We start from the raw sequence: 13,696 nt of genomic DNA on the forward strand, positions 1-13,696 counted from the left end.
GAAGCCACGGGGTGCGGGCGGCCCGCTACCGGTCCGATTGCCCCGGATGTGGCAGCTTGCTCATGCAGTGCAGCCTTATACACGCCAACCTGTTGGCGGCCGCCGACTACAACGTTGTGGGCTTGGCGGCGGCGGAGTTGGCAGCACCATCGTCAGTCTTCCGTAGCGGCATTGTCGCTGGTAGTGCTTTGGTTTGTGCTGTGTAACCTCCGGTTTAGGCCATTCAACGCGCTGTTCGTTTGATTGGTCGGTGGGATGCAAAAGCTGCGCGGCGACAGGCGCGGTCTAATCTGGGCGCGATGGTGAACAAATCCAGGATGATGCCGGCGGTGCTGGCCGTGGCTGTGGTCGTCGCATTCCTGACGACGGGCTGTATCCGGTGGTCTACGCAGTCGCGGCCCGTTGTTAACGGCCCCGCTGCCGCAGAGTTCGCCGCTGCGTTGCGCAACCGGGTGAGCACCGACGCGATGATGGCGCACCTATCGAAACTGCAGGACATCGCCAACGCCAACGACGGCACTCGCGCGGTGGGCACCCCTGGCTATCAGGCCAGCGTCGACTATGTGGTAAACACACTGCGCAACAGCGGTTTTGATGTGCAAACCCCGGAGTTCTCCGCTCGCGTCTTCAAGGCCGAAAAAGGGGTGGTGACCCTCGGCGGCAACACCGTGGAGGCGAGGGCGCTCGAGTACAGCCTCGGCACACCGCCGGACGGGGTGACGGGCCCGCTGGTGGCTGCCCCCGCCGACGACAGTCCGGGCTGCAGTCCGTCGGACTACGACAGGCTGCCGGTGTCCGGTGCGGTGGTGCTGGTAGATCGCGGCGTCTGTCCTTTTGCCCAGAAGGAAGACGCAGCCGCGCAGCGCGGTGCGGTGGCGCTGATCATTGCTGACAACATCGACGAGCAGGCGATGGGCGGCACCCTGGGGGCTAATACCGACGTCAAGATCCCGGTGGTGAGTGTCACCAAGTCGGTCGGATTCCAGCTACGCGGACAGTCTGGGCCAACCACCGTCAAGCTCACGGCGAGCACCCAAAGTTTCAAGGCCCGCAACGTCATCGCGCAGACGAAGACGGGGTCGTCGGCCAACGTGGTGATGGCAGGTGCGCATTTGGACAGCGTTCCGGAAGGACCCGGCATCAACGACAACGGCTCGGGAGTGGCTGCGGTTCTGGAAACGGCAGTGCAGCTGGGGAACTCACCGCATGTGTCCAACGCGGTACGGTTCGCCTTCTGGGGCGCCGAGGAATTCGGCCTGATTGGGTCACGAAACTACGTCGAGTCGCTGGACATCGACGCGCTCAAAGGCATCGCGCTGTATCTGAACTTCGACATGTTGGCGTCGCCGAACCCGGGTTACTTCACCTACGACGGTGACCAGTCGCTGCCGCTAGACGCCCGCGGTCAGCCGGTGGTGCCCGAAGGCTCGGCCGGTATCGAGCGCACGTTCGTCGCCTATCTGAAGATGGCCGGCAAGACCGCGCAGGACACCTCGTTCGACGGTCGGTCCGACTACGATGGCTTCACGCTGGCGGGTATCCCTTCGGGTGGCCTGTTCTCCGGCGCTGAGGTCAAGAAGTCCGCCGAGCAAGCCGAGCTCTGGGGCGGCACCGCCGACGAGCCTTTCGATCCCAACTATCACCAGAAGACAGACACCCTGGACCATATCGACCGCACCGCGCTCGGTATCAACGGCGCTGGCGTCGCGTACGCGGTGGGTTTGTATGCGCAGGACCTCGGCGGCCCCAACGGGGTTCCGGTCATGGCGGACCGCACCCGCCACCTGATTGCCAAACCGTGATCCGGGCCTGATCTCGCCACTGACCCCGCACCGACCGATCTAGAATGGGATTTCCTTGGTGCATGCCGGGCGGGACGGGGTTAGGAGATGCATGGTCGCGGGCGGTATCGACCTCTGGTCCGCTGTGTTCGCCCTCGCCGGGTGGCCGCGTCGGTGCGGACCCCGATCGCCTGTCTAGCGGCGGTGGTCGTGATAGCCGGCTGCACGACCGTCGTCGACGGGCGGGCGCTGTCCATCCTCAACGACCCGTTCCGGGTGGGGGGTCTGCCCGCGACCAACGGTCCGAGCGGCGCCCGCCCCGACGCACCGGCTGCGTCGGGCACGGTGATCAACACCAACAACGGAGCGATCGACAAGTTGTCGTTGTTGTCGGTCAACGACATCGAGGACTACTGGATGGCGGTCTACAGCGAATCGCTGAAGGGCACCTTCCGGCCGGTCGGCAAGCTGGTGTCCTACGATTCCAACGACCCAAGTAGTCCGATCGTCTGCCACATTGACACCTATCAGCTCGTCAACGCCTTTTTCAGCTCTCGGTGCAACTTGATTGCCTGGGATCGAGGGGTCTTCATGGCGGTCGCGCAAGAATACTTCGGCGACATGTCCGTCAATGGTGTGCTGGCACACGAATTCGGGCATGCTCTGCAAGTGATGGCGAATTTGGTTACCAGGAAAGATCCCACCATCGTCCGCGAGCAGCAAGCGGATTGCTTCGCCGGGGTCTATCTGTGGTGGGTGGCCGAAGGTAAGTCGACACGCTTTACGCTGAGCACCGCGGACGGGCTCGACCACGTGCTCGCCGGCATCATCACCACCCGAGACCCGGTGATGGAAGCCGATGCGGAAAACGACGACGAACATGGGTCGGCCTTGGATCGGGTCAGCGCGTTCCAGCTGGGCTTCATCAACGGCACGCCGGCGTGCGCGGCGATCGACGAGGACGAAGTCGAGCGGCGCCGCGGTGACCTGCCGACGACGTTGCGGGTCGATGCCAGCGGCAACCCAGAGACCGGCGAGATCGGAATCAACGAAGAGACCCTCTCGACGTTGATGGAGTTGATGGGCAAGATCTTCTCGCCGAAGAATCCGCCCACGCTGTCCTACCAGCCGGCCGGTTGCCCAGACGCCAAGCCCAGCCCACCGGCCGCCTACTGTCCGGCCACCAACACCATCGTGGTCGACCTGCCCGCCCTGGCGAGGATGGGCAAGGTGGCCTCGGCAGCGGAACACAGCCTGCCGCAGGGCGATGACACGTCGTTGTCGATTGTGATGTCGCGGTACGCGTTGGCGGTGCAGCACGAACGCGGGCTGCCGATGCAGAGCCCGTGGACCGCCTTACGGACGGCGTGCCTGACCGGCGTTGCGCACCGCAAGATGGCCGTGCCCATCGACCTGCCCTCCGGCCAGCAACTCGTACTTACCGCGGGTGATCTCGACGAAGCGGTTTCCGGGTTGCTGACCAACCGCATGGTCGCCAGTGACGCCGACGGTGTCAGCGTTCCGGCCGGTTTCACTCGGATAGCCGCGTTCCGTGCCGGCGTGGGCGGCGACATGGACGCATGCTATGCCCGGTATCCGGGATAGGACTGGCCCTGATGTTGATCGTTGTGCACCCACATCACCAAAAACCCGGTGACCAGCAACCACCCCAGGGCAACGGACGGGATCGCCCAGGCGCGACGTACGAGTAGTGCGGTGTCACAACGCGTGACCAGGGCCTGAGTGTTGTCGTTGCCGTCGGCGTACAGCGCCTGGGTGAGGTTGGAGCGCCAGCCGCTGCCACAGGTGACCTTGATGCCATACGCATCGTATTGATCCAGGTAGACCGGAAACCACAGCGCCATCAGACCAATGACCGCCAGCAGCAGGCCAGTAATTCCGATGAACATCTGGCGACGATTCACGGCTTCTCCATGTCTTGCGATGTGCATTCGGGATTCGGGCGCCGCAGCGCTCGCGTCATGCAAGCGCAAATGCGGGCTTTGCCAACAAAGGCCGGGTGGCCACGCCCAGGCAAGTTGTGAGGGAGGCCCCCCGGGGCCGCAACCATGTTAACGCGCGTCCGCCTAAGCATTCAGCGCGCCGTGCCCTACCGGCACTACGCCCGGGCGTGCGTGCGGAACCTGACAGAGCTCACGCTATTTGACCCGCCGACAGACGTAGCGCCGCATCGACCGCCAGCCTGGCGACATCGAGGGTCTTCGAGCCCAAGTCATGTCGGGCGCCGGTGATCTCGACGACCTCGGTCGGTGCCGAGACCATCGCCGCGGCGGAACGCACCTGGGCCAGCGTGCCGAACGGGTCCGCCGTTCCGTGGGTGAACACCGTCGGCACTGCGATCCCCGGCAAGTGCTCGGTACGGACGCGTTCCGGCTTTCCCGGCGGATGGACCGGATAGGAGAACAGCGTCAGCACGTCGACCGGTGCCTGCCCGGCCGCCACCACCATGGACGTCTGCCGACCGCCGTAGGAATGTCCCCCGGCGATCAGCGGACCCTCGGCAAGGCCGCGGCACAGCTGGATCGCTTCGACGATGCCGGCACGGTCGCCTGACCCCGAGCCGGATGGCGGACCGGTGGGTCGGCGTCGGCGGTAGGGCAGGTTGTAGCGCACGGCCAGCCATCCTCGGCGGGTCCATTCGGCGCAAACCTGTTGCAACAGTGTGGATTCGCGGCTACCGCCCGCGCCGTGGGTAAGGACGACTACCCCGTGTGGTGGGCCGGCCGGTTGGTGTGCAACGCCGGCGATCTGATCGAGGTTCATGACAGGTTCATGACAGCCGAAACAGCGGCGAAACGGGTCCGTGGCCGCGGCCCAGTGGATAGGCCGCGCGCAGGCATTCGGTAACCCATCGCTTCCCGAAGTCCACCGCGTCGGTCACGGTGAAGCCGTGCGCCAACGCGGCGGCGATCGCGGTTGCCAGCGTGTCACCACCGCCATGGTCATCGCCGGTGGGTAGTCGCTGCGCGTCGAACTGGTAGCAGTTGACGCCGTCATAGAGCAGGTCGCAGCTGCGCTCCGACGAGCGCAGGTGTCCGCCTTTGACCAGCACCCATCGCGGCCCCAGCGCATGCAGGGCTTTGGCCGCCGCACGCTGCGACTCGGCGTCGACTACCTCGATGTCTACCAGCAGGCGCGTCTCGTCAAGGTTGGGGGTCAGCAGCGTCGCCAACGGGAACAGTTGACTGCGAAGCGAATCCAGGGCAGACGGTGCCAACAGCGGGTCTCCGTGCATGGATGCGCATACCGGGTCGACGACGAGCGGAACGGACAGCTTGAGCCGACGCCAGGTCGCGGCCACGGTCGCAACGATGCGCGACGAGGCCAGCATCCCGGTCTTGGCGGCTTGAACGCCGATGTCGGTGACGACCGCCTCGATCTGGCCGGCCACCACATCGTCGGGAACTTCGTGAATATCGGTGACTCCCAACGTGTTCTGTACGGTAACCGCGGTGACTGCGACGCACGCGTGCACTCCTAGCAGTGCCATCGTGCGCATATCGGCTTGGATGCCGGCACCGCCCCCGGAGTCCGATCCGGCGATGCTCAACACCCGCGGCGGCGTCATTCCCAGCGGTGCCAGCGGGAGGTAGTTCACTGGGTTATCGGGAGATACACCCGATTGCCGTGCTCTGCGAATTCGCGTGACTTTTCGGCCATTCCGGCGGCGAGCACGGCTTCGATGTCCTCTTCGGTCTCAAGCCCGTGTTCGGCGGCGTACTCACGGACATCCTGGGTGATGCGCATGGAGCAGAACTTCGGCCCGCACATCGAGCAGAAGTGCGCGGTCTTGGCCGGCTCCGCCGGCAGGGTTTCGTCGTGGAATTCCCGTGCGGTGTCGGGATCCAGCGACAGTGCGAACTGGTCGTTCCAACGGAACTCGAAACGAGCCGTGGACAGCGCATCGTCGCGCTCCTGGGCGCGCGGATGGCCCTTGGCCAAATCGGCCGCATGCGCGGCGATCTTGTAGGCGATCACCCCGTCCTTGACGTCCTTGCGGTCCGGCAACCCGAGGTGCTCCTTGGGGGTGACGTAGCACAGCATCGCGGTACCGGCTTGGGCGATGATGGCCGCACCGATCGCCGAGGTGATGTGGTCGTAGGCCGGCGCGATGTCGGTGGCCAGCGGACCCAGCGTGTAGAACGGGGCCTCCTCACACAGCTCTTCTTCAAGCCGCACATTCTCCACGATCTTGTGCATTGGGATGTGTCCGGGACCCTCGATCATCACCTGTGCTCCATGGGCTTTCGCGATCTTGGTCAACTCGCCCAGGGTGCGCAGCTCGGCGAACTGCGCGGCGTCGTTGGCGTCGGCGATCGACCCTGGTCGCAGCCCGTCACCGAGTGAGAAGGTGACGTCGTAGCGCGCGAAAATATCGCATAGCTCCTCAAAGTTGGTGTACAGGAACGACTCCCGATGATGCGCCAGGCACCAGGCCGCCATGATCGAGCCGCCGCGACTGACGATGCCGGTGACCCGCTTGGCGGTCAACGGCACATACCGCAGCAGCACCCCGGCGTGCACCGTCATGTAATCCACGCCCTGCTCACACTGCTCGATCACGGTGTCGCGGTAGATCTCCCAGGTCAGTTCGGTCGGATCGCCCTTGACTTTCTCCAACGCCTGATAGATCGGCACGGTGCCGACCGGCACCGGAGAATTGCGCAGGATCCACTCGCGGGTTTCGTGGATGTTCTTGCCGGTGGACAGGTCCATGATGGTGTCCGCCCCCCAGCGGGTGGCCCACACCATCTTGTCGACCTCCTCGGCGATCGAGCTCGTCACCGCCGAGTTGCCGATGTTCGCGTTGACTTTCACCGCGAACGCCTTGCCGATGATCATCGGCTCGCTCTCGGGATGGTTGTGGTTGGCCGGTATCACTGCCCGGCCGCGGGCCACCTCGTCGCGCACCAGCTCGGCGGGCATGTCTTCGCGAGCGGCGATGAACGCCATCTCCGCGGTGATCTCGCCGGCGCGGGCGCGTTGCAGCTGGGTGCCGCGGTCGCGAACCACTCCGGGCCTATGCGGCAGCCCGGCGGTCAGGTCGATCACCGTGTCCGTGTCGGTGTAGGGCCCGGAGGTGTCGTAGAGGTCGAAGTGATCTCCGGTGGACAAGTGCACCCGTCGAAACGGGACTTGGAGAGTAGCTCGGCTGCCGGGAGCCTCGATTTCCCGGTAGGCCTTGCTGCTGCCCGCGATGGGACCCGTGGTCACCGACGGTTCAACGGTGATGGTCATGTGCAACTCCCTACGCCGGCATTACCCGGTCAGGTTCGTACGGTCGACGGCCCCGAGCCGTCCTCTCAGCGCACTCGGCGTGCGCTCCCGCGTGGGTACCCCCACGCTAGCGCAGCGCGGCGCCGGTGTGCACGGACGGCCCAATGCCGCGTTAGGCCTCTTCCATCGCCTCGCCGAGTTCCTCGAGGACCCGGTTGTGGTGGTTATTTGCCAAGATATGTCCGGTGGCGATAACCAGGGCGACCGGCCAGTCGATGAGTTCGAGGGCAGCGAGTGCCGCCAGACCTCCGTAGTAGGCCAGGTGCTCTGGCCGCGGAATCTTCACTTGGCCGCAGATCGGCAGGTTCATCACAATAGTCTCCGCTTCGCGGATCTTAGCCACGGCCTCACGCTGAGATGTCGCTCGACGCGTATTCTTTTCGGCCATCATTTGCCTTTCAGTAACGAAGGGTTTGCCGTTGTGCAGGGTGGTGCGGTCACCGTCGGGGGTATGTCGACGAGGACCGATGCGCTGGCGGACCCTTTGGCTTCGTCGTTTGCCTTGTTGCTGACGGTGCCTTTGTTGGAGCTTTACGCCGTGCTGTGGCGCGTCGGCGTCGTCGAGGTCCGGGGGGCGCACCGGGGGACGCGTCGCGGGAAAGCGCATCGGTCTCGGGTGGTTGCGGGTTCGGCTGGCCCGATTTGTCCCGACCCGTCAGCACACGGTTCAGCACGGCGACGGCGACGGTCGCAGCAGACGCGGCTGCTATCGCCTGCGCCCAGCCGAGTGGGTCGAGGGGGGTGCAGCCGAGCAACTGGCTGACGACGGGGATGCTGATTAAGGTTGCCAGCGCGGCCAGTGAGCCCAGTGCGGTGAGCACAACCAGCCATGCATGCGAGTCCACCAAGGTTTGACCCAACTGAGCGGCCACCAGCGCCACCAGCGCCACCGTGGATGCGCGGCGCGGCAAGCCGGTGAACCCCGCCATCACCCAGGCCACGGTGGCCGCGGCCGCCGTGGTCGCCCCGCGGATACCGACGGCACGCCATAGCTCGCGTTGATCGGGACCGCGAGTTGCCGGTGTTACCGGGTCGCTTGGCTTGCTGACCGCGAGCGCCGCCGCGGGCAGCGCGTCGGTCAGCATGTTTACCAGCAGCAGCTGACGGGTGTTCAACGGCGAGGTCCCGGTGATAGCGCTGCCGATGATGGCAAAGGCCACCTCGCCCGCGTTGCCGCCGAGCAGCACAGACACCGCCGCTTGCACCCGCTGCCAAAGCTGGCGTCCTTCCAGGATTGCGGGCAGCAGTGACTCGATCCGGCCGTCGACCAACACCAGGTCGGCGGCGACTCGGGCCGGGTCGCTGCCGTGGGCGACGACACCGATTCCGACGGTGGCGGCCCGGATCGCGGCCGCGTCATTGGAGCCGTCGCCGACCATTGCGCACACCCGGCCGCTGTGTTCCAGCGTCTGCACGATCTGTACCTTGTTCTCCGGTGTCATCCGGGCGAAGATCACCCGCTCGGCTACCGCCCGCTCCTGGTCCTTGCGTGACAGGGCATCCCACTCGGCACCGCTGATGATCTGCTCAGGGCTCACCTGCATGCCGAGCTCTTCGGCGATGGCGGCGGCGGTAATCGGGTGATCACCGGTGATCAGCCGGATATCGAGATCGTGCTCGTGCAGGTCCGCAAGTAGGGCCGCCGCCTGGGCTCGGGGGGTGTCGGACAGCCCAAGAAACCCCACCAGATTCAACTCGTCGCGGCACAATCTCGCGATCTCGTCGGGGTCATCCACGACCGACCGTGCCTGGGCCGTGGTCAGCTGGCGATGCGCCACCGCGATCACCCGCAATCCGTTGGCGGCCAGTTCAGCGACCACGTCGTCCATGCTCGAGCCGATGCCTTCGCACGCCGCCAGCACCACTTCGGGCGCACCTTTGACGGTCAGCTCGGTGCCAGACACCGAGGCGGAAAACGACCTACCGGAGCGAAATGGCAGGTGGGCGGCGGGTTCTGCGGCGCCGGGTTCGGCACCGTCGGTGCCACTGGCGGCAGCCGCTGCGGCAGCTTGCACGATCGCGACGTCGGTGGCGTGCACCTGCGGGCCGTTCGACGCCGGCGCAGCGCGCGCCGCGCAGCGCAGCACTTCCTCGCGCGGGTGCCCCGCCACCGGCCGCACCTGCGCCACCCGCAAACGGTTCTCGCTGAGCGTTCCGGTCTTGTCGAAGCAGACCATGTCGACACGGCCGAGCGCTTCCACCGAGCGCGGGATGCGGACCAGCGCACCGAAGTGACTTAGCCGCCGCGCGGATGCCTGCTGGGCCAGTGTGGCCACCAGCGGCATCCCTTCCGGCACCGCGGCCACTGTGACCGCGATACCGCTGGCCACCGCTTGGCGTAGGCCCCGCCGGCGCAACAGCCCAAGCCCGGTGACCAGTGCGCCGCCGGTCATGCTGACCGGCCAGGCCTGGTTGGTGAGCCGACTCAGCTGATGCTGCAGACCGACGCTGGACAGATCACCGGACACGAGCTCGGCCGCGCGGCGCTCCTGAGTGTCGGGACCCACCGCGGTCACCACCGCGACCGCGGTGCCGGACACGACGGTCGTCCCGGCATAGAGCATGCAGCGACGTTCGATCAGGTCGACACCCGGCGTGGGTTCGACCTGTTTGGTCACCGACAGCGACTCACCGGTGAGCGCGGACTCGTCGACCTCCACGTCGACCTCTTCAATCACCCGGGCGTCGGCGGGAACCACCTCGTGGGTCCGCACCTCGATGATGTCGCCCGGACGCAGGTCCTCGGCGCGGACTTCGATGTACCTCGGCTGGTCGTCCGCGCCGGCAAGCACCTTCCTGGCGGGTGGAATCTGCTGAGCCAACAAGCGATTCAGCCGACTTTCGGCACGCAGCCGCTGGCTGGCCGCGAGAATAGAGTTTCCGGTGAGCACCGAACCGACCATCACCGCGTCCACCGGCGAACCCAACACCGCACTGGCCATTGCACCAAGCGCCAGCATAGGCGTCAACGGGTCCGACAACTCCGCGCGCACGGCCTTGGTCAACTGCCAAAGCGCGTTCAAGGGTGCCTGGGTCAGTTGTGCGCCGCGCTTCGCCGTGTGTAGGCCACCGGCCAGCGCACGGGCCGGAGACGGCGAAGGCGGTGCCTTCGCCGTTGCCTGCTCGTCCGGCGACGGCAAAGCTTTGCGGACTTGCTCGACCGACATTGCGTGCCATTCATGAGCGGGTGCCGGTCGCGGTGCCTGCACGTCGACGACCTTGCGTGCCAGCAGGTATCCCGAGAGCAGTCCGGCCGCCGCGCCGGTGGTCACCGGTCCGGGCCCCAGTCCGCGGACCCCTGGCAGCATCAACAGGGCTCCCAAAGCCGATGCACCACCGGAAATTTCGTTACCTCGCTGGCGTGCGGCCCTGGCTGCCGGAATCGCGTGCAGCACCCTCCACGCGGCCCCAAGATCGGGCAGCAGGACATCTGCGTACCAGGGCGATGCACCGGCTCCGGGTGGTGGCAGCACACCAAGCGCCACATCTGCAGCCGAAAGCGCTTGCGCACCAACCGATGACAACACCGCGACAGTGCGGCCCGCCTGGCGCAGCTCGGCCACCGCACGGGCTAGGGCTTCGTCGAGGGACCCGCTGGCACCGTCGTCGAGGGGCCGGATGTCGTCGAACACCGGTCGCAACTCACCCAGGGCGTCGACATCGACCGAAACCAGGTCCGCCCCGGTGCGATGTGCCTCGGCAACCACCGCCGAGGCCAGCCGGTCGTGCGTGGGACGCAAAAGTGCCTCCACTGACGAACCCGAACCGCTGGCCGAGACACCAGGCACTCGGTGCCAGCCTGGGCGCCGGCCACTCTCCGTCAAAACGAGTTGCGCCCGATTCCACGCTGTGGACAGCTCGTCTGCGCCGCAACCGCGGATGCGCGCCACGCGCAGGTCGTCGGTGCACAGCACGCGGGGGTCGATGACGATCGCATCGACCCGGTCCAATCGGCGCAAACTGGCCGGCCGTAACGGCAACACCGCGTGCTGATCAGCTAGACCTTGGCCGAGCGCCGCGGCGAACGCCTCCGGCGTGGTCCGGCTGGCTTTGGGGGTGGCCACCAGCGTCGCGGTCGCGGCCATGTCCGCGTCGCGGGTCCCGGCGCCCACGAGCACCGCGCTCAGCGCTTGGATCAGTGCGAAACGCGCGACGCTGCGTTGGACAGGTGGCGTCGACCGTGCGGGACGCGACCGAAGGGATTGGGGTTGGTCGGCCGGTTCGTCAGCGTGCAGCGCGAGCTGTGGTTCATGCTGGCGCCAGGCTCTGGCCCCGGCACGGCATTCCGCGGCTTTCAGCGCCTGGATCGTCAGATCCACCGACAACGCCGCCGGCGACAGCGTGACGGTGTGCGCGGCGGCCATGGCCAGCTCAAGGACGGTGGTGGTCGCCGCCGTGCCTATTCGATCCTCGAGTAGGCGGCGCAGCAACGGCTGGTAGTCCACGGCCGCCACCGCTGCCTCGATGACGAGCGGAAATCGGGGCCAGCGCAGCGCCCGGCCGGCGAGCGCTAAGCCCAGTCCGGCCGCGGTGGCGGCTACCGTTACAGCTCTGACCGCCAGCAGCACGCCGTCGCCCGGCAGGCTCCCCGGTGATTGCGCCAGCTGATCGGCGGCTTGATCTGGGTGGCGGTGTCTTTCGGCTTTTTCGGCGTCATCGACAATGCGGCAAAGTTCGCGCAGTGATGTGTCGGGATCGTCGATAGCGACGACGACACGGGACAACGGGTAGTTCAGCCTGGCCGACCCGACCCCGGGGTGGGCTTGGATTGCGTCGAGCACGGCGCGCCCAAGTTCGTCGTCGCCTCCGCTGCGCAAGCCGCGCACTTCGATCCAGGCCCGACGCTCGCCACGCCAACAGTTCCGACCGAGTGTCTCGCGGGATAGCTCGCCGGAAAGCGCCCTGGCTCCCGCGCGCAGCGGGATGGTGGCGACCTTCATACCGGTTCCGACCCCGGTCTTGGCCAGGCTCACTGAGACCGCTGCCGCGGCAGTGATCGATGCACCGGTGAGGGTGGCGCTCGCCCGGAAGCCCGTCGCGACAGCGCGCACCGGCATAGCCCGTGCTATGGATGCAGCAATGCTCAAGGGTTGCTCAACGCCGCCGATTAGTTGGTGCTGCGCAGCGCAGCGGTGCCCGCTCGGCGACCGCTCGTCTTCCTGGCTGTTGTCTTGCTGGCCTTGGCTGGCGCTTCCTTCGCGGCGGCCGGCTTGTCGGGTACCGGCGCAAGTTTCGCCTTCACCGGCGGTGCGGCCACCTCGGGGGTGCGGTTGAGCTTCCGCAATAGCAACGCTCCGCCGCCCACGGCCAACAGGATCGGCCAATCGACGAGGCCAGCGACACCGATCGCACCGATGGCCAACGCGGCTGCCGCGGTCGACTTGCTGCCGCTGCTAAGCCCCTTCTGAATGCCTTTGGCGGCTCCGGTCACACCGCCGACGATGCCGCTCACGGCGGCGCCACCCACCGCACCCGCGGCCGCTGTGGTCGCCGTTGCTGCACCACTCACCGTTCGACCCACGGTTCGAACTGTCCCGCCGACCACACTCATGATGACTCCCTGGCCCAAACTGCATTCGTTTACAAATGGTTTAGCTACAGTTCTACACTCGTTAACCCGCACCCTGCATTCGCACCGCTGACGAGATTTCTGTTCAGCGCTCTCGAAATGCAAGCCTGCCACGCCGCCTTGACTGAGACAACGCGCAACCGCCGCGTGCGGCGCGACTGCCGGCTACCGCCGTACGCCGCCTACCCGGCGTGCAGGTCGACGAGCACCGGAGCGTGGTCGCTGGGCGCTTTGCCTTTACGCTCCTCGCGTACGATCCGGGCGTCAACCACCCGGGCGGCCAACGCCGGCGAGGCGAGGATGAAGTCGATGCGCATGCCCTGTTTCTTCGGGAACCGCAGCTGCGTGTAATCCCAGTAGGTGTAAACCCCGGGTCCCGGGGTGAAAGGCCGTACCACATCGGTGAATTGCGCGTCGACAATGGCGTTGAACGCCTTGCGCTCGGGTTCGGAAACGTGCGTGCAGCCGGCGAAGAATTCGGTGCTCCAGACATCGTCATCGGTCGGAGCGATGTTCCAGTCGCCCATCAGTGCGATTGGTGCGGCGGGATCGTCACGTAGCCAGCCTTCGGCCGTATCACGCAGCGCGGCAAGCCAATCCAACTTGTAGGTGTAGTGCGGATCGTCCAGGGCGCGGCCGTTGGGCACGTAGAGGCTCCACACCCGGATGCCGCCGCAGGTGGCGCCCAGGGCACGGGCCTCCGTAGAGGCGGGCACCTCCGGCTTGCCGCTCCAGCTGGGCTGGCCGTCGAACCCAACCCGCACGTCGTCGAGGCCAACGCGGGATGCGATTGCCACGCCGTTCCACTGATCGAAGCCGACGTGTGCGACGTCATAGCCGAGTTCGAACAGCGGCAAGGCCGGGAATTGGCCGTCCGGGCACTTGGTCTCCTGCATGGCCAACACGTCGACATCGGCGCGCCCAAGCCAATCGAGGACACGATCCAACCGGGTGCGAATCGAATTCACATTCCAGGTGGCCAGCCGCAGCAGCGGCGATCGCAAGCGCGGCGAAGCCGGGCGCTGGGGGTGGCCGCCGTCAATTGTGC

The 13,696-nt window shown here is 66.4% G+C and carries 10 protein-coding genes, 2 pseudogenes and 1 riboswitch; of the genes and pseudogenes, 4 read left to right on the top strand and 8 right to left on the bottom strand.

Annotation, left to right across the window (positions count from 1 at the left end):
• Nucleotides 1–11: 11 nt before the first annotated feature.
• The 3 genes and pseudogenes from MCAN_RS20920 to MCAN_RS02170 form a co-directional block, all read left to right on the top strand.
• Nucleotides 12–143 (top strand): annotated as a pseudogene (locus MCAN_RS20920) (DUF2752 domain-containing protein); the annotation flags it as partial.
• A 156-nt stretch (nt 144–299) separates the two neighbouring features.
• Complete coding sequence (locus tag MCAN_RS02165) at nt 300–1,802, top strand: M28 family metallopeptidase (RefSeq protein WP_014000218.1); 1,503 nt, start codon at nt 300–302, stop codon at nt 1,800–1,802.
• Nucleotides 1,803–1,889: 87 nt separating this feature from the next.
• Nucleotides 1,890–3,386: a neutral zinc metallopeptidase gene (locus MCAN_RS02170; protein ID WP_014000219.1), complete on the top strand. Its 1,497-nt coding sequence runs from the start codon at nt 1,890–1,892 to the stop codon at nt 3,384–3,386.
• On the opposite strand, the gene MCAN_RS02175 is transcribed toward MCAN_RS02170, so the two are convergent.
• The 5 genes from MCAN_RS02175 to MCAN_RS02195 all read right to left on the bottom strand — a co-directional run bounded on the left by MCAN_RS02175 (nt 3,365) and on the right by MCAN_RS02195 (nt 7,467).
• The gene (locus tag MCAN_RS02175) at nt 3,365–3,706 is read right to left on the bottom strand and encodes a hypothetical protein (protein ID WP_003911201.1); all 342 of its coding nucleotides are present in this window, start codon (nt 3,704–3,706) and stop codon (nt 3,365–3,367) included. The two genes, MCAN_RS02170 and MCAN_RS02175, sit on opposite strands and share 22 nt — an antisense overlap.
• A gap of 229 nt (nt 3,707–3,935) precedes the next feature.
• Nucleotides 3,936–4,565: an alpha/beta hydrolase family protein gene (locus tag MCAN_RS02180; RefSeq protein WP_003402145.1), complete on the bottom strand. Its 630-nt coding sequence runs from the start codon at nt 4,563–4,565 to the stop codon at nt 3,936–3,938.
• 7 nt (nt 4,566–4,572) lie between these two features.
• Nucleotides 4,573–5,400, bottom strand: coding sequence for a bifunctional hydroxymethylpyrimidine kinase/phosphomethylpyrimidine kinase (gene thiD / locus MCAN_RS02185; RefSeq protein WP_041180006.1), 828 nt, complete (start codon nt 5,398–5,400; stop codon nt 4,573–4,575).
• On the bottom strand, nt 5,397–7,040 hold the full coding sequence (thiC, locus tag MCAN_RS02190) for a phosphomethylpyrimidine synthase ThiC (protein WP_014000221.1): 1,644 nt from the start codon (nt 7,038–7,040) through the stop codon (nt 5,397–5,399). Before thiC ends, thiD begins: the two co-directional genes overlap by 4 nt.
• Nucleotides 7,031–7,141, bottom strand: a riboswitch (TPP riboswitch). (Overlaps the previous gene by 10 nt.)
• Before the next feature lie 50 nt (nt 7,142–7,191).
• Entirely contained in the window at nt 7,192–7,467 is a 276-nt protein-coding gene (locus MCAN_RS02195) for a hypothetical protein (RefSeq protein ID WP_003402157.1), read from the bottom strand.
• On the opposite strand from MCAN_RS02195, the pseudogene MCAN_RS23895 reads away from it, so the two are divergent.
• A pseudogene (locus tag MCAN_RS23895) lies at nt 7,366–7,608 on the top strand (hypothetical protein); the annotation flags it as partial. The gene MCAN_RS02195 and the pseudogene MCAN_RS23895 overlap by 102 nt on opposite strands.
• Here MCAN_RS23895 and MCAN_RS23900 read toward each other — a convergent pair.
• The 3 genes from MCAN_RS23900 to MCAN_RS02210 form a co-directional block, all read right to left on the bottom strand.
• The gene (locus MCAN_RS23900) at nt 7,517–12,136 is read right to left on the bottom strand and encodes a cation-translocating P-type ATPase (protein ID WP_014000222.1); all 4,620 of its coding nucleotides are present in this window, start codon (nt 12,134–12,136) and stop codon (nt 7,517–7,519) included. The pseudogene MCAN_RS23895 and the gene MCAN_RS23900 overlap by 92 nt on opposite strands.
• 50 nt (nt 12,137–12,186) lie before the next feature.
• Nucleotides 12,187–12,630, bottom strand: a complete 444-nt coding sequence (locus MCAN_RS02205) for a hypothetical protein (protein ID WP_014000223.1) — start codon at nt 12,628–12,630, stop codon at nt 12,187–12,189.
• 200 nt (nt 12,631–12,830) lie between these two features.
• Nucleotides 12,831–13,637: an exodeoxyribonuclease III gene (locus MCAN_RS02210; protein ID WP_041180208.1), complete on the bottom strand. Its 807-nt coding sequence runs from the start codon at nt 13,635–13,637 to the stop codon at nt 12,831–12,833.
• Nucleotides 13,638–13,696 lie beyond the last annotated feature (59 nt).

This window comes from Mycobacterium canetti CIPT 140010059, assembly GCF_000253375.1.
Taxonomy (GTDB): Bacteria; Actinomycetota; Actinomycetes; order Mycobacteriales; family Mycobacteriaceae; genus Mycobacterium; species Mycobacterium tuberculosis.

Coding starts and splice junctions, on each gene's coding strand:
- MCAN_RS02205 (WP_014000223.1), bottom strand. CDS start 12,630: ATGAGTGTGGTCGGCGGGACAGTTCGAACCGTGGGTCGAACGGTGAGT.
- MCAN_RS23900 (WP_014000222.1), bottom strand. CDS start 12,136: ATGCCGGTGCGCGCTGTCGCGACGGGCTTCCGGGCGAGCGCCACCCTC.
- thiC (WP_014000221.1), bottom strand. CDS start 7,040: ATGACCATCACCGTTGAACCGTCGGTGACCACGGGTCCCATCGCGGGC.
- MCAN_RS02180 (WP_003402145.1), bottom strand. CDS start 4,565: ATGAACCTCGATCAGATCGCCGGCGTTGCACACCAACCGGCCGGCCCA.
- MCAN_RS02170 (WP_014000219.1), top strand. CDS start 1,890: ATGCATGGTCGCGGGCGGTATCGACCTCTGGTCCGCTGTGTTCGCCCT.
- MCAN_RS02165 (WP_014000218.1), top strand. CDS start 300: ATGGTGAACAAATCCAGGATGATGCCGGCGGTGCTGGCCGTGGCTGTG.
- MCAN_RS02195 (WP_003402157.1), bottom strand. CDS start 7,467: ATGGCCGAAAAGAATACGCGTCGAGCGACATCTCAGCGTGAGGCCGTG.